Genomic DNA, 19521 nt, shown 5'->3' on the forward strand with positions numbered 1-19521 from the left:
CGGAGGCCTCGAAGGGGGCTCCAGGAATCGCGCGGGATCTGGAGCCCCCTTCGAGGCCGCTCACGCGGCACCTCAGGATGAGGGGCGAGATGGGATCACTGCAGTCAGACAGGCTCTCAGGCCTGTATTGCAGACAATTGACTGACTGCAAGTTTTGCCGCGCTGCGCATTTGTCGTCGAGTCGCGCCCAGGTCCGCTGCCTTGTCGGGAACGGAAGGGAATCCGGCGCCCGATCGGGAATCGCATCGCGGCGGCGTCGAAGGTGCCCCCGAGCGGGTGCCTGCCCTGCGGCGACAGCGCCTTTCGGCCGCGAATCCGGATGTGCTAGGGCGCTTGCCCATGGCCCGCGCCTCCCGCGGGGGCCCTCCTCACGCGCGCCCCCGCGGCGGAAACGTGCCGGTGTCCGAGCCGTTTCGTGAGAGGGACGCGCGGGGTGCGCCGCCCGGAGCCGCGCCCGCTCGCCCCTCGGGATCCACGGCTCCGATCCACGTCGTGATGCCTTCGGAGGCTCTTGCGCCATGTCAGACGCAACCGCAGACGCAACCCCGCGCCCGCTCGCCATCGAGACCGCGCGCGAGGCCGCCCCCGGCGCGGGGCCGCTGAGCCTCACCCAGCGCCCGCGCCGCAACCGCAAGGCGGAATGGTCGCGCCGGCTGGTGCGCGAGCATACGCTGACCGTCGACGACCTGATCTGGCCGCTCTTCGTGATCGAGGGGCAGCGGCGGCGCGAGCCGATCGCCTCCATGCCCGGCGTCGAGCGGCTCAGCGTCGACGAGATCGTGCGCGAGGCCGAGCGCGCGGCCCGGCTCGGCATTCCGGCGGTCTCGTTCTTCCCCTACACCGAGGCGTCCTTGCGCGACCCGACCGGCTCCGAGGCCTTGAACCGCGAAAACCTCGTCTGCCGGGCGGTGCGGGCGGTGAAGCGCGCCGTGCCCGAGATCGGCGTGATGACCGACGTGGCGCTCGACCCCTATACCAGCCACGGCCATGACGGGCTGATCGAGGACGGCGCCATCCTCAACGACGAGACGGTCGCCGTGCTGGTCGAGCAGAGCCTGATCCAGGCCGAGGCCGGCACCGACATCATCGCCCCCTCCGACATGATGGACGGGCGCGTCGGCGCGATCCGCAACGGCCTCGACCGGGCTGGTTTTCGCGACGTGCAGATCATGGCCTACGCCGCGAAATACGCCAGCGCCTTCTACGGGCCGTTCCGCGACGCCATCGGCACGAAGGCCGCGCTGGTCGGCGACAAGCGCACCTACCAGATGGACCCCGGCAACGCGGCCGAGGCCCTGCGCGAGGTCGCGCTCGACCTCGCCGAGGGCGCCGATTCGGTGATGGTCAAGCCGGGGCTGCCCTATCTCGACATCATCACCCGGGTGAAGACCGGGTTCGGCGTGCCGACCTTCGCCTATCAGGTGTCGGGCGAGTACGCGATGATCGAGGCGGCCGCCCGCAACGGCTGGCTCGACGGCGAGCGCGCCATGACCGAGAGCCTGCTCGCCTTCAAGCGCGCGGGCGCCGACGGCGTGCTGACCTACTACGCCCCCCGCGTCGCCGAGCGCCTGCGCGCCGGCGCCTGACGGGATCGCTGCAGGCGGGACGGCCTTGGTCCGGACCTCGCGGCGGGCGGCGCTGGCCGGCGCCCTCTCCCTCTGGCTCGCGGCCGGATCGGGCTGCGGCACCGCAGTCGACGGGCGCCGGGCCACGCTCTGCCGAAGGGCCGTGCCGGCGCTGGCCCCACCGGGTGCCGATGTCGGCCTGCTGCGGGTGGGCCCGGGCGCGAGCCGCGGCAGCGTGCGCGTCGATTACCGCCTCGTCGGGGGCGGCGCCCTGCCGAAGTCCGAGGCGGCCCGTCCCCGCTTCCTCGTCTGCCATTTCGGGGCGGGCGACGACCTCACCGCGCTGACGAGCGAGCGGGGGCCGGTGAACGGCGCCTCGCTCTACCTGCTCAAGCGCTACTATCTGGCCACGCCCGAGGCGGAAGCCGCCGATCCCGGCGGCCGATGATCCGTTGGACACAGGTCGAGGGCGTCGAGCATCGCGGAATAGTCGGCGAGATGGATCGCGTCGGGCATCAGGCCCGGCCGGGCGAGCCCGGAATCGCCGGCCCGCATCGCGGCGAAGGGATCGGCGAAGCGGCAATTGTCCGACCGGCACAGAGCTCTGAGGATCTCCGAATAGACCGCCACCGCCGCCGGGTCGCGCCGGGCCGCGGCGGCCTCGCCGAGGGGCGGCACCGCCGCGACGACCACCCGCTCCGCATGGGCCGAGAGCCGTGCGAGGCCGGCGCCGGCCTCCGCCGCGAACCGGGTCCGGGCCTCCCCCGAGAGCGGGCGCGCGACCCGCAGGAGGTCGTTGGTGCCGACCACCAGCACGCCGAGCCGGGCTTTTCCGCCACGCCGCAATCCGCTCAGGCCGTCGGCGACCTCGCGGGCCCGCGCCCCGGCGAGGCCCGCATTGACGAGGGGGGCGCAGGAGAGCCCGGCATCCCCCGCCAGTTCGGCGTGGGAATCGCCCGCGATCAGCACCGTGCCGGGGGCGATCTCCGCCAGGGCGGCGGCGATGACGGGGCGCCGCGCCGCCGCGTGCTCCAGGACCGAGCGGTCCGCCCTCCGGGCCGGGCTGGGCGCGCCGGGGGGAGCGACGAGCGCCAGCAGGCACAGGCCGAGCCCGAGACCCGCCCCCCGTGCCGGTCCGGGCCCAAGCGTGGCGAACCGGGGCAAGGTGCGCCGGTCCGAAGGGCGAGCGCCGGCCCGTCTGCGAAGACGGCGCGAGGGCGGGGACGCGATGCCCGGAAGCCACCGCGCGGTCCCATTGAGAATCGTCGTCGCGGCGGCGGAAGCTCGGCTAGAGCATCGTCCCGAGAGGCGGCGGCCGGCTTGTCCGAAAAGACGGTGCACAATCGAAAACCGGGAGCCTCGTCCCGGATCCGATATCCGGGACGAGGCTCCATCGAGGGGCGGAGGCCCTCTTCTCGGCCTGGATTGTTGCCGGCTTATGTGGGAAAATTACCCACATAGATGCGATGCGGCGCGCTGCCCTCTCCTCTCCTCTCCTCTTGGCGGCGTCGCACCCCCTCCCCACCTGAGCGAGACTGCACGCAACGGTCGAGGGGGCTTTCGCCCATGACGGACTTCCACCCCGGCTATCAGCCCGGCTACACCGACCCGGCGGGGATGCCGGGTGCGGGCGGCCTCCCCGTGCCTTCCATCCGAGCGAGCCTCGGCGGCCGCGCGATCGCCTACCTGCTCGACCTCGCCTTCATCTTCGTGTTCACGGCGGTGCTGGCCACGGCGATCGCCATCCTCGGCGTGCTCACCTTCGGCTTCGCCTGGGTGCTGTTCCCGATCCTCGGCGTCAGCGGCATCCTCTACAGCGCGGTCACGGTCGGCGGCCGCAAGCAGAGCACGCTCGGCATGCGCATGCTGGGCCTGCGGGTCGTGGCGCCCGAGAGCGGCCGGCCGGTGGATTTCCTCACCGCCGCCGTCCACGCGCTGCTGTTCTACGTGGCGATCTCGACCTTCCTGCTCTGGTGCCTCGACATCGTGTTCGGCCTCGTCCGCCCGGACCGGCGCCTCGGCCACGACCTGCTGCTCGGCCTCGCGGTGGTGCGGATCTGATCCGTCACCCCGAACCTCTCATCGGCGGCGGAAAGCCGCCGACGGGCCCCATCAATCCGGTTGAGCGCCGCCGCGATCCCGCTACACTGATCGTCGGCGGCCCGGTCTTCCGTTGCCGCCGGCCCCGAGGGCGAGCCTTCCCAGCGTGACGAGCCATCCGCGCGACACCCCGCAATTCTACCTCACGGCGCCCTCCCCCTGCCCCTACCTGCCGGGCCAGGAGGAGCGGAAGGTGTTCACCCACCTCGTCGGGCGCCGCGCCCGCGACCTCAACGAGATCCTGACCCAGGGCGGCTTCCGCCGCTCGCAGACCATCGCCTACCGCCCGGCCTGCGAGACCTGCCGGGCCTGCGTCTCGGTGCGGGTCGTGGTCGAGGACTTCGCCATCACCGGCAGCCAGCGGCGCATCCTCCAGCGCAATGCCGGGCTGATCGGCATGCCCGAGCCGAACCGCCCGGCCTCCGAGCAATACGCCCTGTTCCGCCGCTACCTCGACGCCCGCCACGGCGATGGCGGCATGGTCGACATGACCGTGCTCGACTACGCGATGATGATCGAGGACAGCCACGTCGACACGCATCTCGTGGTCTACCGCGCGTGCGGGCCCGACGGCGCGATCCACGGCCGCGGCGTCGGCGCCCCGGTCGCCGTCTGCCTCACCGACGTGCTCGCCGACGGCCTGTCGATGGTCTACTCGTTCTACGACCCCGAGGAGGCGAGCCGCTCCTTGGGCACCTACATGATCCTCGACCACATCCGCCGCGCCCGCGCGCTCGGCCTGCCGTATCTCTATCTCGGCTACTGGGTCGATGGCTCCCGCAAGATGGACTACAAGGCCAAGTTCAAGCCGCAGGAGCGGCTGATGCCGCAGGGCTGGATGCGGGTGGAATAGCCGGCTTGAGACGATCCTCGCCGACGACGGCCTGGGCCCGAGAGCGGTGGACGGCCCCGCTTCATGCGGTCGCCGAGACCGATGCCCGTCTTCCCCGGCGCAGGAGCGCGCCGCCATCGTCGATCGGATTGCCGCCGCTTCCCTGCGGCCGGTGACGATGGTTCACGGCTCGGGCGGTGTGTCCTGGTTGCGCGCCCTCCGCCGGCGGGGATGCCGGTTCGGCGCGGGAGCGCGTCGAGGCGAGAGCCCAGGGGCGGATGGGATCGGGAATACCGGAAGGACGTCGAGGGCCGGTCATGGCAACGAATGTCGGCCTCGCCTTTCTCGCCGGCCTCCTCTCGGTGCTCTCGCCCTGCGTCTTGCCGCTGCTGCCGCTGGTGCTCGCCGCCGCCGCCTCGGAGCACCGACTCGGTCCGGCCGCGCTGGCGGCAGGCCTTGCCCTCTCGTTCGTGGCGGTCGGCCTGTTCGTGGCGACCATCGGCTTCGCCATCGGCCTGGACACCGACGTGTTCCGAACCATCGCGGCGATCCTGCTGGCGCTGCTCGGCCTCGTGCTGCTGGTGCCGCCCGCCCAGACGCGGCTGGCCGTGGCGGCCGGTCCCGTCGGCGATTGGGCCGAGCGGCGCTTCGGCGGATTCTCGACCGCGGGTCTGACCGGCCAGTTCGGGGTCGGCCTTCTTCTCGGCGCCGTCTGGAGCCCCTGCGTCGGTCCGACCCTCGGCGCCGCCTCGCTCCTGGCCGCGCAGGGACGGGATCTCGGCCAGGTCGCGGCGACCATGCTGCTGTTCGGACTCGGTGCGGCCCTGCCGCTCGTCCTGCTCGGGACGCTGTCGCGGGAGGTGCTGCTGCGCTGGCGCGACCGGATGGTGGGGCTCGGCCGTGGCTTCAGGGCGGCGCTCGGCCTGATTCTCGTCGTGACCGGCCTGACCGTCGCTCTCGGCTACGACAGGGCGATCGAGACGGCCCTGGTGTCGGCCTCGCCCGGTTGGCTGACCCGGCTGACGACACGATTGTGAGCGGTGGCCGCGCCGCCCGGCCTCCTCCGTCGGGATAGAGCATCGTCCCGAAAGGTGGCCTCTCGGCGCGCCGGATGCCGTGTGCTCCGGCTGCCCTTGCATGGCTGGACTCCGTTTGCCGTCCGCTCCGCCCTTTTTCCGACGAAATTGTGCACAAATCGGTTGCGCGAAATTATTCTGGCCGGACGCCTCGGACATCATGCCCTCGAAGCTCTCGCAACGCGTCTCCGGTCTCGGGTTCGTCGGCCTCTCCCTCGCTCTGTGGGGAGCGGCCTGCGTGCTGTCGGGGCAGATCGTCTGGGTCTGAGCGCGTCGAGGCGCGGGCTGTCATCCGTCGGGCTGCGACGCCGCGGTGGAGAGTGTCGGCGAACGGGTCATACCAACCGGCGATGATCCCGGCTCCTCGCCGGTTGCCCGCGCGAAGGCGCGGCGGCGGGCGTCCGCCGGACGCAGGGAAGCCGGCCATCGGTCGGCTTCCCTGCAGCCTGGTATCAGACGTTCGGCCGCGTGGCGCTGTACGCTCCGATGAGGAAGCCGCCCTGCAGCGCCGAGAGATAGGCGAACAGCATCAGGACATCGACCACGGTGAGTGTCTGAACGTAGACCTTCGTGAGGATCCAGACCACCATCACGGTCAGGCTGGCGGCAGTGACGGCGCCGAGCCGGAGATAGGATCCCACGGCGAAGCCGGTCAGGATCAGAAGAGACAGGGTGAGCATGACACGCTTCCTTGGCGAGGAGAGCCGTCCCAATCCGCCATTGCGATGAGCCGTCGATCGTGCACGGCCCTCGGCGCAATGCCAAGTTGCCTTCAAGGCTATTTATGTCCAGAAGCGCGCTGAGAAAAGCGCCTCTCATGAAAACAGATCATCGAAAATTGAGAAAATTCGTCTCATCGTGCAAGGTGCGTTGATATTTATATTTGCAAGATGTCGCAGCTTGCCGTTAAGATCTGGCGCATAAGCTTCACTGTTCTTCTTGAAAGATCTTTTTCGGGGCTGCGGTGCCGGCCGGTGGACGCATGGGCAGCGGGGGCGGCGTCGCGCTTCGCCGTCCGACCGACCCGGCAACTTTATGATGCATTCAAGCAACGCATTGGATAAAATCGGCAATATCCGGAATAAGTTGCAAACCATCGATCGAATCGATGGAAATATCTGGATTTATAACAGTTACAAAACATAGATCTTGCATGAGTCATTCACTCCTTGTCATACGGCCCCGGTGATTTTGTTGTGTCTGCTTGGGTCCCTGGCCTGAGTTGAAAACGTCTCGGGGATCATGTGCGAAGATCATGCCGCTTCCGCTCGGCCAGCTCGGCGCGCGGGTTGGACCCGCTGGTAGGAAACCGGACATGGCGTCGCGAGGCGGCACGACATCCCTTCGCGATCGGGCCGCCGTGGCCGGCCGGGTCGTGCTGGCGGCGGGCGGCGGCTACGGCGTCGCCGCGCTCGCCACCGCGCTCCTGTCGCTGACCCTGCCGATGGCGCGTTCGGAGGCGGTGGCGACGGCGACGCTTCTCAGCTTCGCCGTGATGGCGGGAACCGTCGTGCTCGTCTTCGCGACCCGCACGCTCGCGCGGGCGTTCCTCACGGTCGCGGGCACGGCCCTCGTGCTCGGCGGCCTCCTCTGGCTGGCGATGCGGGGGTTCGCGCCATGAAGGGAAGCTTCCGCCGGTCCATGGCGTGGCTGCACACGTGGTCCGGCCTGATCGTCGGCTGGGTGCTGTTTTCCGTCTTCGTCACCGGAACCGCGAGCTACTACCGGGCCGACATCTCCCGCTGGATGCGTCCCGAACTCGTCCGGACCGAGCCGATGCAAGGGGCTACGCAAGGGCCGGAACTCGCCGCCGCCGCCGAGCGCGCGGTGGCCTATCTCGGCGAGCACGCGGCGGCGGCGCGGGGCTGGTTCATCGGCCTGCCGCGGCCCGACCGTCCGGTGCTGGACCTGTTCTGGCGCACCCGCCCCGGCGAGCCGCCGGGCCACGTCATGCTCGATCCGAGGACCGGCGCCGAGGCCGCCGTGCGCGACACCCGCGGCGGCGACTTCCTCTACCGCTTCCATTTCGAGCTGCACATGCCGCCGATCTGGGGGCGCTGGGTCGTCGGCATCTGCGCGATGATCATGCTGATCGCGCTGATCTCCGGCATCGTCACCCACAAGCGGATCTTCTCGGATTTCTTCACCTTCCGGCGGGACAAGGCGCCCCGGCGCAGCTTCCTCGACGCGCACAACGTCGCCGGCGTGCTGGCCCTGCCCTACCACCTGATGATCACCTATACCGGCATCGTCACCCTGGCGACGCTCTACATGCCCTGGGGCGTGACCGCCGCCTACCAGGGCAACGTCCAGGCCTTCTTCACCGAGGCCAACTGGATCACCGCGCCGCGCCCGCCCGCGGGGCGTCCCGCCGTCCCGGCGCCGGTCGGGCCGATCGTCGAGCGCGCGCTGGCTACCGTGCCGGAAACCCTGGAGCGGCTGGCGATCACGAACCATGGCGACGCCAACGCCACCGTGGTGGCGGTGTTCGAGGAGCCGCGCGGCCTTTCGCACGAGCATCCCCAGGTCGCCTTCGACGGCGTCAGCGGCGCGGTGCTGGAGGTGCGCAGCGGCGGCCTCAGGCCCGCGGCCAAGACCTTCACGGTGATGACCGGCCTGCACGAGGGGCACTTCGCCGGCACGGCCCTTCGCCTGCTGTTCTTCCTGTGCGGGCTGATGGGCTGCGCCATGGTCGCCACCGGCCTCGTGCTGTGGTCGTTCGCCCGCCTGCCGAAACCGGGCGAGGCTCCCTTCTTCGGCCTGCGGCTCGTCCAGGCCCTGAACGTCGGCAGCGTCGCCGGCCTGCCGGCGGCGGTGGCGACGTTCTTCCTCGCCAACCGGCTCCTGCCGGTCGATCTCGCCGCGCGCGGGGAGTGGGAGATCCGCGCCTTCTTCGGGGCCTGGATCGCCGTGGCCCTGGCCATGCTCCTCCGCCCGCAGCGCCGGGCCTGGTGCGAGGGGTTCGCGGCGGTGGCGGCGCTCTGCCTCGCGGTCGCGGCCGCCGACATCCTGACGATCCCCGGGCACCCCTTGCGGAGGGGAGGCGGCGACCCGCTGTTCGCGTGGTTCGACGTGGCGATGCTGATGCTGGCGAGCCTGTTCGCCGTGGCGGCCCGCACGGTGCTGCGCTACGAGGGGCCGAAGCGCGAGCGGGGCGCGAAGCCAGCGGCGGCGCCGCTTCCCGCCTCTCCCGCCCGCGCACCGGCACGGCACACGGAGCCGACCCACGCATGACGCCCGCCGTCCTCGCCGCGAATCTCGGCTTCGGTTTCGCCGCGCTCGCCGCCCTCTGCCTCAGCCTGAACCGGCACCACGCCGAGGTGTTCGATCGGCGGGCCGAGCGCGCGGCGGTGCTGCGGCTGCGCGTCTTCGGCTGGTCCGCCATCGCCGTCTCCCTCGCCGTCGCCGGGCTGTGCGAGGGCTGGCACTTCGGCGCCGTGCAGTGGATCGGCGCGCTGACCGGGGCCGGTGTCGCGCTCGTGCTGCTGCTGTCCTTCCGGCCGCGCTACGTCGCCCCGGCGGCGGTCGCCGCCCTCGTCGCGGTGGCGGTGCCGCTCGCCGTTCTCGCCGCCGCGGCCTGATGCGGGCGATCGCGCCGCTGCCGCCCCGGCAGGCCCTCGCCCGGGCGGGCGAGCGCCTCGCCGCGCACGGGTTTCGCGAGGTCGCCCGCAACGGGCGCGGCGACAGCCTCTACCTCGCCCGCGGCGACGGGCCGGAACGGCTGCGTCTCTCGAATCATGCCCGCACGCCGAAGCAGCGGCGCCTCCACCCGGAGGTGATGGCGAGCCTCGTCATCCGTGCGCCGAAGACGGAGGCGCAGGTCGCCGCGATGGTCGAGGCGGCCCTGCGCGATTTCGCGAGCGGGCTCGCCCGCCGTGTCTGAGCCTCACAGCGACGCGCGGGCGGCGCGCGTCCGGCGCCGTTCGGCCGGCATCTCGAACACGCCCGACCACAGCCCCAGGCGGCGGCCCCAGGCGCGCCGGTCCTCGGCGGCGTAAGCCGCGCCGCTCCGGTCGGCGACGGCGTAGCCGTTCCCGATCATCCAGGCGGCGAGGTCGTCCGCCCCGAGGCGGCACAGGGCGATGGCGGCGCCGTCCGCGGCCGGCCCGCGCGGCTCGCAGGTGACGCTCGCCCCGCCGATCCGCGCCGCCAGCGCTCCGGCGGCGGCCCGGCCGCAGGCATAGCCGCGCTCCTGCGCGTCGAAGCAGGTCTGGTCGAGATCCGGCGCGTCGATGCCGTGCAGCCGCAGGCGCCGCCCGCCGATGTCGAGGGTGGCGCCGTCGATCACCGTGGCCGGGCCGCTCACCGGCCGGAGGGCCATCTCGGCGGCGCGGGCCGGAAGCGCCGGAGCGCCCGCCGGCAGGGCGAGGAGCGGGACGAGGAGCACGCCCATCGGCCGGCGCTGGGGGGGGTCGTCGATCTGGTCGGCGGGGCGCTCGCCGGGCGCCGGCGGACTGGCGATGGTGCCGACGAGGCAGGCGGCGTAGATCAGCAGGATGGCGGCGGTGAGCGACATCGGGATCGACCTTGCGAGGCGGGTGACGCGCCGGCCACGGCCGGTGCGCCGACGATGCCGCCTTGTCGCCGAGAGCCTCGCGCGCCGGCCTGACGCCGCCCGTCAGCCTTCCGTCAGCCAGGATCGGGCATCTCCGTCCCGCGCCATTCCTCCGCACGCCATGTCCCGCCTCCTGTTCCGCCTGCTCCTCCTCGCACTGCCCCTGGCGCTCGGCGCGGCCTCCCCGGCCCGATCCGCCTCTGACGGCGAGCGGGCGAGGCAGGCGCTGGAGCGCGGCGAGATCCGCCCGCTCGATGCGGTGCTGGCCGCCGCCCGCGCCGCCGTGCCGGGGGACGTGGTGGCGCTCGACCTCAAGCGCGACGACGGACGCTGGCTCTACAAACTGCGCATCCTCGGCTCCGACGGGCGCCGCCGCGACGTGAAGATCGATGCCCGTTCGCTCAAGCTTCTCGACGTGGACGACGATGATTGAGGGCCGCGTGTCTGGAAGGGCGGCCCCGTGCGCATCCTCGTCGTAGAGGACGAGCCGCGCATCGCGGCCGACATCCGCGGGGGCCTGGAGCGGGCCGGCTACGTCGCCGAGATCGTCGGCGACGGCGAGGCGGCGTGGTTCCGGGCGGAGACCGAGACCTACGACGCCATGGTGCTCGATCTCGGCCTGCCGCGCCTCGACGGCCTCGGCGTCCTGCGCCGCCTGCGCGCCGCGGACGTCGCCCTGCCGGTCCTGATCCTCACCGCCCGCGACGGCTGGCGCGAGCGGGTCGAGGGGATCGACGCGGGTGCCGACGACTATCTCGTCAAGCCGTTCCGGATGGAGGAACTGGCGGCGCGGCTGCGCGCCATCCTGCGCCGCACCGCCGGGCACGCTTCAGCCGTGCTGCGAGCGGGCGCGGTCGAACTCGATACCCGCACCCGCGCGGTCTCGGTGGCGGGGCGGGAGACCGACCTCACCGCGCTGGAATACCGCCTGCTCGCCTTCCTGCTGCACCGCCAGGGGCAGGTCGTGCCGGCGGGCGAGCTGCTCGACCATCTCCATGGCAGCGACAGCGACCGCGAGGCCAACGCGCTCGAAGCCCTGCTCACCCGGCTGCGGCGCAAGCTCGGCCCCGGCATCGTCGAGACCCGCCGCGGCCACGGCTACCTCGTCCCGGCCGACACGCCCGGCGTGCCGTGAAGCGCGACTCCCTGCGCCTGCGGCTCGGGCTCGCCGCCGCGGGGCTGATCGCCCTGGCGCTGGCGCTGGCCGGCATCGGGCTGACGCTGATCCTCGACCGGGTGCTCGACGCCCGTACCGCCGACGGCCTCGACCGCACCGCCAAGTTCATCGCCGGCCAGGTCGTCCTGGCGCCGGACGGCACGCTGCGCCTGCCGAGCGAGCCGCCGGACTCGCGCTTTTCCGCGCCCTATGGCGGTCTCTACTGGCAGGTCGAGCGCCGGGATGCCGGATCGGACGGGGCTCCTCTGCGCTCGCGCTCGCTCTGGGACCGCGGCCTCGGCACGGTGCCCGACGCCGCGCAGGAGCCGGCGGTCGGCGATCTCGCCGGGCCCGACGGCGGGCGGCTCGTCGCCGTGACCCGGCGCGTCACGATCCCCGGCAACGGCGGCGCGGTGCCGCTCGCCGTCACCGTGGCCGAGGACCGCCGCGATCTGGCCCAGAGCCGCGCCACCTTCCTGCGCCTGCTGGTGCCCTCCCTCGGCGCCCTGTTCGCGGCGCTGACGCTGGCGATGTCGCTGTTCGTGCGCCGGGCATTGGCACCCTTCCGCACCTTGCAGGCGGACCTCGCCGCGGTTCATGCCGGGATGCGGGCCAGGCTCCCCGAGACCTTCCCGGAAGAGGTGCGCCCGCTGGTGGCCGACCTCAACCGCCTGCTCGACGCACAGGAGCGGGATCTGTCGCGCGCCCGGACGGGCGCCGGCGACATGGCGCACGGCCTCAAGACGCCGCTGGCGGTGCTCGACGCCCTGGCCCGCCGCACGGAGGGGCGCGATCCGGCGCTTGCCGCGGAGATCGCCGAGCAGGCCCGGGCCATGGGCCGGCAGGTGGAGCGGACGCTGGCGCGCGCGCGGGCCGCCTCGGGCGGCCTGCGGCGGCGCGCCTGCCCGGTCGTCCCGGTGATCGAGCGGATCGTCGGCGCCCTGAAGCGGCTGCCCGAGGGCGAGGCCTTGCGCTGGGAGATCGTCGTGCCGGGCGGGCTCGGGTTCCCCGGCGACGAGGGCGATCTCACCGAGATCCTGGGCAACCTCTCGGACAATGCCCGCAAATGGGCGCATCGCCGCATCGTCGTTTCGGGGCGCGAGGCGGACGGGGAGGGCTGCCTCGCGATCGAGGACGACGGGCCCGGCATGAGCGCGGCGGCGATCGCCGGCATCGCCCGAGGCCGGCGCTGGGACGAGACCCGCCCCGGGACCGGTTTCGGCATCGCCATCGCCCGGGATCTCGCGGAAGGGGCCGGGGCGCGGTTGGAATTCGGCCGTTCGAGCCTCGGTGGCCTGCGGGTGGCACTGCGCTGGCCGGTCCGGACGGCGTGACACGCTCCGCCCGTCCCGCCGCTGCCCCTCAGGCGGCGTGCCCGAGCGCTCCGAGCAGATCGGACCGGCAATAGGGTTTCGGCAGGAAGCGGCCCGCGTCCGGCAATTCGCCGCCCGTCGGCCGGATCCGGCCCGAGGTGACGACGAGCCGGATATGCGGCCAGCGCGCCCGCACCCGCGCCGCGAGCGTGAGGCCGTCCATCGAGCCCGGCATGTCGATGTCGGTGAACAGGGTGCCGAAGGCCTGCGCCCGTCCTTCCAGGAGCCGAAGGGCCGCGTCGGCGTCGGGCGCCTCGACCACCGGCAGGCCGGCATCCTCCAGCATGTCCACGGCGACCATGCGCACGAAACACTCGTCCTCGACCACGAGGATCCGGGACTCGGTGAGCGGATCGATGGGCGGATCAGGAAGCTTGGGCTGAAGGGACATCGGATCAGGGAGCAAGCTGAGCGAGGACGGGAGCGGACTGTCCTTTCTAAAGGTCGTAGCCGGAATTGGTTTCAGCGGAGCCGCAGAAGAACCGGCGAAAATTCGCAAGACCAGTTCGCGGGAGCTTTTCCCGCAGAGGCGCGCCGATCGGCCGACGGCGCGGGCCGGTGGGCACGGCTCCGAACGCGTGTTGACACGGCAAGCCTTCAGGATGCCGATCCGCCCCGTCCGCACCCTCCGCCGTCATTCCGGGGCGCCGCAGGCGAACCCGGACCCGAAGGGGCGCGCGAAGCGTGCACCCCACGACGGGCCGCGACGGTCTGCTCCGGTCGCGCGTCACGGGGGGATTTCCGGGTTTCGCCGCACGACCCCGGAATGACGGACAAGGGCAAGAGGAGCGAGGGCAAGAGGAGCGAGGGCAAGAGGAGCGAGGGCAAGAGGAGCGATGTTCAAAAGCCGTGTATCCGGGTTTGCAGCCCCGGCGGCCGGTGCCGTGCGTGTTGCCACCCCCGGGCCTTTGCATTAGGGAGCCCGGCTGACGGGTGCCGGTAGCCCGCTGCGACGCTCCCTTTCATGACGCTGCCCTCGAACCTTCCCGCCACCGTCCGTGCCGGATGCGGGATTTGCCCGTCGTGCCGTCGCCCTCGTCTCGAACGCCTGCCGCTGTCCCCTGACCCGACGACGGGCGCGGGCATCGTGGCGATGCGGCCGTCCGCCCGGACCGCCGCCTTCGAGCCCATCGTCTCGGAGATCCGCCTTGGCGTCTGAGCCGCAGGACCAAATCGGTCAAAACCGAAGCGGCGACAGGCCGCCCACGGCCGCCCCGGCCCTGCCGAAGGTCGCCACCGGCATCGCCGGCTTCGATACCATCACCTTCGGCGGCCTGCCGAAGGGGCGGCCCTCGCTGATCTGCGGCGCGGCCGGCTGCGGCAAGACGCTGTTCGCGACGACCTTCCTCGTCAACGGCGCCACCCGCTTCGACGAGCCCGGCGTGTTCGTGAGCTTCGAGGAGCGCGCCGAGGATCTCGTCGCCAACGTCGCCTCCCTCGGCTACGACCTCGACGGCCTGGTGGCGCAGGGCAAGCTCGCCATCGACCACGTGCGGGTCGAGCGCAGCGAGATCGAGGAGACCGGCGCATACGACCTCGAAGGCCTGTTCATCCGCCTCGGCTTCGCGGTGGATTCGATCGGCGCCAAGCGCGTCGTGCTCGACACCATCGAGACGCTGTTCGCGGGCTTCTCCGACGAGACGGTGCTGCGCGCCGAGCTGCGCCGCCTGTTCGGCTGGATCAAGGAGCGCGGGCTCACCGCCATCATCACCGGCGAGCGCGGCGACGGCCAGCTCACCCGCCAGGGGATGGAGGAATACGTCTCCGACTGCGTGGTGCTGCTCGACAACCGCGTCGAGGACCAGATCACGACCCGGCGCCTGCGCGTGGTGAAGTACCGCGGCTCGGCCCACGGCACCAACGAATACCCCTTCCTGATCGACGCCGAGGGCATCAGCGTCCTGCCGGTCACCTCGGCCGATCTCGACTACACGGTCGCGGAGGGCGTGGTTTCCACCGGCATCGCCGGCCTCGACGCGATGCTCGAACCCGGCGGCTTCCACCGCGGCACCAGCATCCTGATCTCGGGCGAGGCCGGCACCGGCAAGACCATGATCGTCTCCAGCATGGCCGACGCGGCCTGCCGACGGGGCGAACGCTGCATGGCCTTCGTGTTCGAGGAGAGCGGCGACCAGATCTGCCGCAATGCCCGCTCCATCGGTCTCGACCTCGCCCGCCACGTCGAGGCGGGGCTGCTGCGGTTCGAGGCGGCGCGCCCGAGCCTCTACGGCCTGGAGATGCACCTGGCGCGCATGCACCGGGACATCGACCGGTTCGCGCCCTCCCTGGTGGTGATCGATCCGCTCTCGGCGCTGCGCGGCCCGCCGGCCGAGTTGCAGGCGACGATGCTGCGCATGGTCGACATGCTCAAGAGCCGCGGCATCACCGCCGTGTTCACCAGCCTGCGCGAGGATGGCGGGCTCGACCGGGACGACACCATCGGCGTCTCCTCGCTGATGGATGCCTGGGTCAAGCTGGTCAACGTCGAGGCCGACGGCGAGCGCTCGCGCACGCTCTACGTCATCAAGGCCCGCGGCATGCGCCACTCGAACCAAGTGCGCGAATTCGTGATGTCGGGCGACGGGATCGCGCTGATCGACGCCTATATCGGTCCGGCGGGCGTGCTCACCGGCACGGCCCGGGTGGTGCGGGAGGCGGAGGAAGCCGCTGCCGCCCTGCGCCGCGAGCAGGAGAACCACCGCCGCCAGCGCGAGGCCCTGCGGCGGCGCCGGTCGCTGGAGCGGCAGATCGAGGAGTTGCGCGCCGGCCTGGAAGCCGTGGAAGAGGAAGAGGCGGTGCTCTTGAGCGAGAACGAGATGCGCGAGGCGATGCTGGCGAGCGGGCGGCGCACCCTCGCCGCTCGCCGGGGAGGCACGAAATGACCGGGTCCGAGCCGATGGACGACGGCGCCGACGGGGCGGTCGACGACGGTCATTACCACCTGCGTCTCTACGTGGCCGGACAGACCGCCAAGTCGCTCGCGGCCATGGCCAACCTCAAGCGGTTCTGCGAGGAGCACCTCGCCGGCCACTACGACATCGAGGTCATCGACCTGATGAAGAACCCGCAGCTCGCGGCCGGCGACCAGATCCTGGCGATCCCGACCCTGGTGCGGCGCCTGCCCGCACCGCTCAAGCGCATCATCGGCGACCTGTCCAACACCGAGAAGGTGCTGGTCGGCCTCGACATTCGGCCCAAGGGCGTCGCATCGAAGGTGGGCGGGCCTTGAGCGGGACGGGGGCCATGGGCGGCGGGACCGCCGGGCGCACGCATCTGCGCCTCTACGTCGCCGGCACCTCGCCGCGCTCGACCCGCACCATCGAGAGCGTGCGCCGGCTGTGCGAGGGCCGGCTCGGGGGGGCCTGCGATCTGGAGGTCGTCGACATCTACCAGCAATCCGCCCTCGCGGGCGCCGACGGCGTCGTGGCGGCACCGACCCTGGTGCGTCTCGCCCCCCTCCCCGCCCGACGCATCGCCGGCGACCTGAGCGACGAGCGGCGCATCCTCGACGGGCTCGGCCTGCAGGGATTCGTGCGGGACGATCCGCGGGAAGGGCTCCCCGCGGCCGTCGCCGGTGGCGCCGATGAGCGCTGACGCCGCCCCCGACGCCCTCGGCGAGGCGCAGGCGCGCATCCGCGAGCTCGAGACGCGGCTGGAAGAGGTCGAGGACACCCTCTCGGCGATCCGCCGGGGCGATTTCGACGCCATCGTGGTCGAGGGACCCGGCGGCGAGCGGCTGGTCTACACCCTGGAGAACGCCGACCGGCCCTATCGGGTGCTGATCGAGCAGATCCAGGAGGGCGCCTTCACCCTCGGGCCCGACGGGGCGCTGCTCTACTGCAACCGGCGGCTCGCCGAGATCCTGGGCAGCCGGCAGGAACGGCTGATCGGCCAACCGCTCGCCCGCTTCGCCGCCAACGGCCAGGGTGCGGCGCTCGCCGCCCTGGTGGCACAGGCGGCGCAGGGGCCGGCGCGCGGCGAGATCGCCCTGCGCGACGAGGCCGGCACCGAGCGGCCGGTCTACCTGTCGCTCGCCCGCCTCGACGGCGACGGCGACGCCCTGCTGCTGTGCGGCGTGCTGACCGACCTCACCGCCGAACGGCGGCGCCTGCGCGAACTCGCCGAGACCAACGAGCGCCTGCGCGCCGAGGTGGCCGAGCGCGAGCGGATCGAGGAGGCCTTGCGCCAGTCGCAGAAGATGGAGGCGGTCGGCCAGCTCACCGGCGGCGTCGCCCACGACTTCAACAACCTGCTCACCGTCATCAAGTCCTCGACCGACCTGCTGAAGCGTCCCGACCTCGCCGAGGAGCGCCGCCGCCGCTACGTCGATGCGATCTCCGACACGGTGGGACGCGCGGCCAAGCTGACGGGTCAGCTCCTCGCCTTCGCCCGGCGCCAGGCGCTCAAGCCCGAGGTGTTCGACGTGGGCCGCGGCGTCGCCGCGGTGGCCGACATGGTCGGCACGCTGACCGGCGCGCGCATCCAGGTGAAGACCCTGATCGAGCCCTGCTTCGACGCGGCGGGCGAGCCGTTCGCCTGCCTCGTGGAGGCCGATCCGAGCCAGTTCGACACGGCGCTGGTCAACATGGTGGTCAATGCCCGCGACGCCATGGACGGCGAGGGCACGCTCACCATCCGCGTCGGCCACGCCGCGCAGATCCCGGCCCTGCGCACCCATCCGGCGGTGCCCGGCGACTTCGTGGCGGTGTCGATCTCCGATACGGGGTCGGGCATCGCGCCGGCCGACCTGTCGCGGATCTTCGAGCCGTTCTTCACGACGAAGGGGGTCGGCCAGGGCACCGGACTCGGTCTCTCCCAGGTGTTCGGCTTCGCCAAGCAGTCGGGCGGCGACATCGCGGTGGAGAGCGTGCTCGGCCAGGGGACCCGTTTCACCCTGTTCCTGCCGCGGGCCAAGGTCGCGCCGACGATGCCGGAGGCCGCGGACGAGCCGGAGCCGCTCGCCCCCGGCCACGGCGCCTGCGTCCTTCTGGTCGAGGACAACCGCGAGGTCGGCGCCTTCGCCACGCAGGCGCTGGCCGAACTCGGCTACGGCACCGTCTGGGCGATGGACGGCGATCAGGCTCTGGCCGAACTCGCCCGCACGCCCGACCGGTTCGACGTGGTGTTCACCGACGTGGTGATGCCCGGCATGAACGGCGTGGAACTCGCCCGCACGATCCTGGGACGCAAGCCCGACATGCCGATCGTGCTCTCCTCCGGCTACAGCCACGTGCTGGCCGAGGATGGGCACCACGGCTTCCCGCTGCTGCACAAGCCCTACTCGGTGGAGGATCTCTCGCGCATCCTGCGCCGGGCGATCCAGCGGCGCGGCACCCGGGCCAAGTAAGGCCAACCGGCGACGATCCCGGCTCGTCGCCGGTTGGCCGCGCGAAGGCGCGGCAGCTTGGTATCATACCGTTTCCGCTTGATCGCTTCGGGTTTGGCCCCCCTCCGTCATCGCGAGCGGCTGCGAAGCGATCCAGGGCGCGACCTGTCCGGAAAGGGCGCGCCCTGGATCGCCACGGCTTCGCCTCGCAAGGACGCAGGACAGGCCGAACGCATCAACCGGATATCGTATAAGGTCCGGCTTCGCCGGCAAGGACTTGGGCGTTCGGCCAGGAAATCGGCCAAGAAACAGGAAATCGGCCAAGAAAAAAGGCTCGGATCGCTCCGAGCCTTGAAGGGCAAAGGCCATTGGGGGCTGAACTGGCCTTCGTAACCGGACAATGCGCGGGCGTGCGATCGGTTCCGCAAAAAGTTTCGCGAAATCGGGGTACGCCGTTCAGCGTGGGGCGGCGGCCCGGCGCAGGCGGTCGTTGATCGCCTCGCCCAGGCCCCGCTCCGGCACCTGTGCGACGGCGATGGTGCCCGCGCCGGAGGCGTCGAGCCGGCGCAAAGCCCCGAACAGCCGCGCGGCCGCCTCCGCCGGATCGCCCCGCTCGCTCAGGGATTCGACCGCCACGGCACGCTCCCACCCTTCGGGCCGGAAGGCGCCGAACAGCAGCGCCGCTTCGCCGGCGGCGACGCTCGTCGCGTCGAGCCGCACGCCGGCCCGCGGGGCGTAGTGCGAGGCGAGGAGGCCCGGCCCGACGGGCCGCGATCCCGGATCGTCGGCCGCCTCGGGCGCGAAGCCCAGCACCGCGGCGATGGCCTCCCGCGTCACGCCGCCGGGGCGCAGCAGGCGGGGACGTCCGCCGAGGCAGGCCACCACGCTCGACTCGACCCCGACCGGGCATTCGCCCCCGTCGAGCACCGCCGCGATGCGCCCGTCGAGATCGCCGAGCACGTGCTCGGCGTTTGTCGGGCTCACCCGGCCCGAGCGGTTGGCCGAGGGGGCCGCCACCGGTCGTCCGACCCAGGCCAGCAGGTCGCGGGCGATGGCGTGGGCCGGCACCCGCAGGGCCACGGAAGCGAGCCCGGCCCGGGCGAGATCGCAGACGGAGCCGGTGGGGGATGCCGGCACCACCAGGGTCAGCGGCCCCGGCCAGAACGCTTTCGCGAGGGTTTGCGCGAACGCGTCGAACACGCCCTCCGTCATCGCGGCCTCGGCCTCGGCGACATGGGCGATCAGCGGGTTGAAGCGCGGGCGTCCCTTGGCGGCGTAGATCGCGGCCACCGCCTCCGGATCGGTGGCGTCGGCCCCGAGGCCGTAGACCGTCTCCGTCGGCAGGGCGACGAGGCGGCCTTCGCCGAGCAGCGCGGCCGCCCGCGCGAGGCCGTTGACATCGGTGCTTAAGCGTAGCGTGGTGGCGGTTGACGGTGTGGCGTCCATGTCGGAGTGGAGATGCGGTGAAGAACGGCCGGCCGTAGACCCTCGGCCCGCGGGCCGTCAAACGGGAGCGCCGCCCCTGGTGGTGTGGCGGG

The 19521-nt window shown here is 72.1% G+C and carries 22 protein-coding genes; 17 read left to right on the forward strand and 5 right to left on the reverse strand.

Going from position 1 to position 19521, the window contains the following annotated elements; genetic code table 11:
- Positions 1 to 518: 518 nt before the first annotated feature.
- Positions 519 to 1586 carry a porphobilinogen synthase gene (gene hemB, locus PGN25_02335; protein MEH3116462.1) on the forward strand — a complete coding sequence of 356 codons (1068 nt, stop codon included), beginning with the start codon at positions 519 to 521 and terminating at the stop codon, positions 1584 to 1586.
- A 25-nt stretch (positions 1587 to 1611) separates the two neighbouring features.
- On the forward strand, positions 1612 to 2013 hold the full coding sequence (locus tag PGN25_02340; GenBank protein ID MEH3116463.1) for a hypothetical protein: 402 nt from the start codon (positions 1612 to 1614) through the stop codon (positions 2011 to 2013).
- Here PGN25_02340 and PGN25_02345 read toward each other — a convergent pair.
- Positions 1965 to 2729, reverse strand: coding sequence for an SGNH/GDSL hydrolase family protein (locus PGN25_02345; GenBank protein MEH3116464.1), 765 nt, complete (start codon positions 2727 to 2729; stop codon positions 1965 to 1967). The two genes, PGN25_02340 and PGN25_02345, sit on opposite strands and share 49 nt — an antisense overlap.
- Positions 2730 to 3131: 402 nt before the next feature.
- Here PGN25_02345 and PGN25_02350 point away from each other — a divergent pair, with 402 nt between their 5' ends.
- The 3 genes from PGN25_02350 (at position 3132) to PGN25_02360 (ending at position 5534) form a co-directional block, all read left to right on the forward strand.
- A complete protein-coding gene (locus PGN25_02350; protein ID MEH3116465.1) occupies positions 3132 to 3626 on the forward strand; it encodes an RDD family protein in 495 nt (164 codons plus the stop codon).
- 145 nt (positions 3627 to 3771) lie between these two features.
- Positions 3772 to 4518, forward strand: coding sequence for an arginyltransferase (locus PGN25_02355; protein ID MEH3116466.1), 747 nt, complete (start codon positions 3772 to 3774; stop codon positions 4516 to 4518).
- A 296-nt stretch (positions 4519 to 4814) separates the two neighbouring features.
- Positions 4815 to 5534 carry a sulfite exporter TauE/SafE family protein gene (locus tag PGN25_02360; protein MEH3116467.1) on the forward strand — a complete coding sequence of 240 codons (720 nt, stop codon included), beginning with the start codon at positions 4815 to 4817 and terminating at the stop codon, positions 5532 to 5534.
- A gap of 491 nt (positions 5535 to 6025) precedes the next feature.
- Here PGN25_02360 and PGN25_02365 read toward each other — a convergent pair whose 3' ends face one another.
- Positions 6026 to 6253, reverse strand: a complete 228-nt coding sequence (locus PGN25_02365; protein MEH3116468.1) for a hypothetical protein — start codon at positions 6251 to 6253, stop codon at positions 6026 to 6028.
- 635 nt (positions 6254 to 6888) lie between these two features.
- Between PGN25_02365 and PGN25_02370 the strand changes: the two genes are divergently transcribed.
- The 4 genes from PGN25_02370 to PGN25_02385 are packed head-to-tail and all read left to right on the forward strand — an operon-like array spanning position 6889 to position 9456.
- Positions 6889 to 7194 carry an iron transporter gene (locus tag PGN25_02370; protein MEH3116469.1) on the forward strand — a complete coding sequence of 102 codons (306 nt, stop codon included), beginning with the start codon at positions 6889 to 6891 and terminating at the stop codon, positions 7192 to 7194.
- Complete coding sequence (locus PGN25_02375; GenBank protein ID MEH3116470.1) at positions 7191 to 8807, forward strand: PepSY-associated TM helix domain-containing protein; 1617 nt, start codon at positions 7191 to 7193, stop codon at positions 8805 to 8807. The genes PGN25_02370 and PGN25_02375 overlap by 4 nt, the downstream gene beginning before the upstream one ends.
- The gene (locus PGN25_02380; protein MEH3116471.1) at positions 8804 to 9154 is read left to right on the forward strand and encodes a DUF3325 domain-containing protein; all 351 of its coding nucleotides are present in this window, start codon (positions 8804 to 8806) and stop codon (positions 9152 to 9154) included. Before PGN25_02375 ends, PGN25_02380 begins: the two co-directional genes overlap by 4 nt.
- Complete coding sequence (locus PGN25_02385; protein MEH3116472.1) at positions 9154 to 9456, forward strand: hypothetical protein; 303 nt, start codon at positions 9154 to 9156, stop codon at positions 9454 to 9456. Before PGN25_02380 ends, PGN25_02385 begins: the two co-directional genes overlap by 1 nt.
- Positions 9457 to 9459: 3 nt before the next feature.
- Here the strand turns inward: PGN25_02385 and PGN25_02390 are convergent, their stop codons facing one another.
- Positions 9460 to 10089, reverse strand: a complete 630-nt coding sequence (locus PGN25_02390; protein MEH3116473.1) for a thermonuclease family protein — start codon at positions 10087 to 10089, stop codon at positions 9460 to 9462.
- 160 nt (positions 10090 to 10249) lie between these two features.
- On the opposite strand from PGN25_02390, the gene PGN25_02395 reads away from it, so the two are divergent.
- From PGN25_02395 to PGN25_02405, 3 genes are read left to right on the forward strand one after another with little or no spacing between them, the layout of a single operon-like run.
- Positions 10250 to 10561, forward strand: coding sequence for a PepSY domain-containing protein (locus PGN25_02395; GenBank protein MEH3116474.1), 312 nt, complete (start codon positions 10250 to 10252; stop codon positions 10559 to 10561).
- Positions 10562 to 10588: 27 nt separating this feature from the next.
- Positions 10589 to 11263: a response regulator transcription factor gene (locus PGN25_02400; GenBank protein MEH3116475.1), complete on the forward strand. Its 675-nt coding sequence runs from the start codon at positions 10589 to 10591 to the stop codon at positions 11261 to 11263.
- The gene (locus PGN25_02405) at positions 11260 to 12618 is read left to right on the forward strand and encodes a HAMP domain-containing sensor histidine kinase (protein ID MEH3116476.1); all 1359 of its coding nucleotides are present in this window, start codon (positions 11260 to 11262) and stop codon (positions 12616 to 12618) included. The genes PGN25_02400 and PGN25_02405 overlap by 4 nt, the downstream gene beginning before the upstream one ends.
- Positions 12619 to 12646: 28 nt before the next feature.
- Here PGN25_02405 and PGN25_02410 read toward each other — a convergent pair whose 3' ends face one another.
- Positions 12647 to 13048: a response regulator gene (locus PGN25_02410; protein ID MEH3116477.1), complete on the reverse strand. Its 402-nt coding sequence runs from the start codon at positions 13046 to 13048 to the stop codon at positions 12647 to 12649.
- Positions 13049 to 13621: 573 nt separating this feature from the next.
- Between PGN25_02410 and PGN25_02415 the strand changes: the two genes are divergently transcribed.
- Genes PGN25_02415 through PGN25_02435 form a run of 5 tightly spaced genes read left to right on the forward strand, consistent with a single transcriptional unit; the run spans position 13622 to position 18004 of the window.
- Complete coding sequence (locus PGN25_02415) at positions 13622 to 13816, forward strand: hypothetical protein (protein ID MEH3116478.1); 195 nt, start codon at positions 13622 to 13624, stop codon at positions 13814 to 13816.
- A gap of 13 nt (positions 13817 to 13829) precedes the next feature.
- On the forward strand, positions 13830 to 15539 hold the full coding sequence (gene kaiC, locus PGN25_02420; GenBank protein MEH3116479.1) for a circadian clock protein KaiC: 1710 nt from the start codon (positions 13830 to 13832) through the stop codon (positions 15537 to 15539).
- A complete protein-coding gene (locus PGN25_02425; protein MEH3116480.1) occupies positions 15536 to 15886 on the forward strand; it encodes a circadian clock KaiB family protein in 351 nt (116 codons plus the stop codon). Before kaiC ends, PGN25_02425 begins: the two co-directional genes overlap by 4 nt.
- Before the next feature lie 14 nt (positions 15887 to 15900).
- Positions 15901 to 16251: a circadian clock KaiB family protein gene (locus tag PGN25_02430; GenBank protein MEH3116481.1), complete on the forward strand. Its 351-nt coding sequence runs from the start codon at positions 15901 to 15903 to the stop codon at positions 16249 to 16251.
- Entirely contained in the window at positions 16241 to 18004 is a 1764-nt protein-coding gene (locus PGN25_02435; GenBank protein MEH3116482.1) for an ATP-binding protein, read from the forward strand. The genes PGN25_02430 and PGN25_02435 overlap by 11 nt, the downstream gene beginning before the upstream one ends.
- Positions 18005 to 18439: 435 nt before the next feature.
- On the opposite strand, the gene PGN25_02440 is transcribed toward PGN25_02435, so the two are convergent.
- Positions 18440 to 19429, reverse strand: coding sequence for an L-threonylcarbamoyladenylate synthase (locus PGN25_02440; protein ID MEH3116483.1), 990 nt, complete (start codon positions 19427 to 19429; stop codon positions 18440 to 18442).
- Positions 19430 to 19521: the final 92 nt, after the last annotated feature.

Origin of the sequence: Methylorubrum populi, assembly GCA_036946625.1 — a bacterium.
Taxonomy (GTDB): domain Bacteria; phylum Pseudomonadota; class Alphaproteobacteria; order Rhizobiales; family Beijerinckiaceae; genus Methylobacterium; species Methylobacterium populi_C.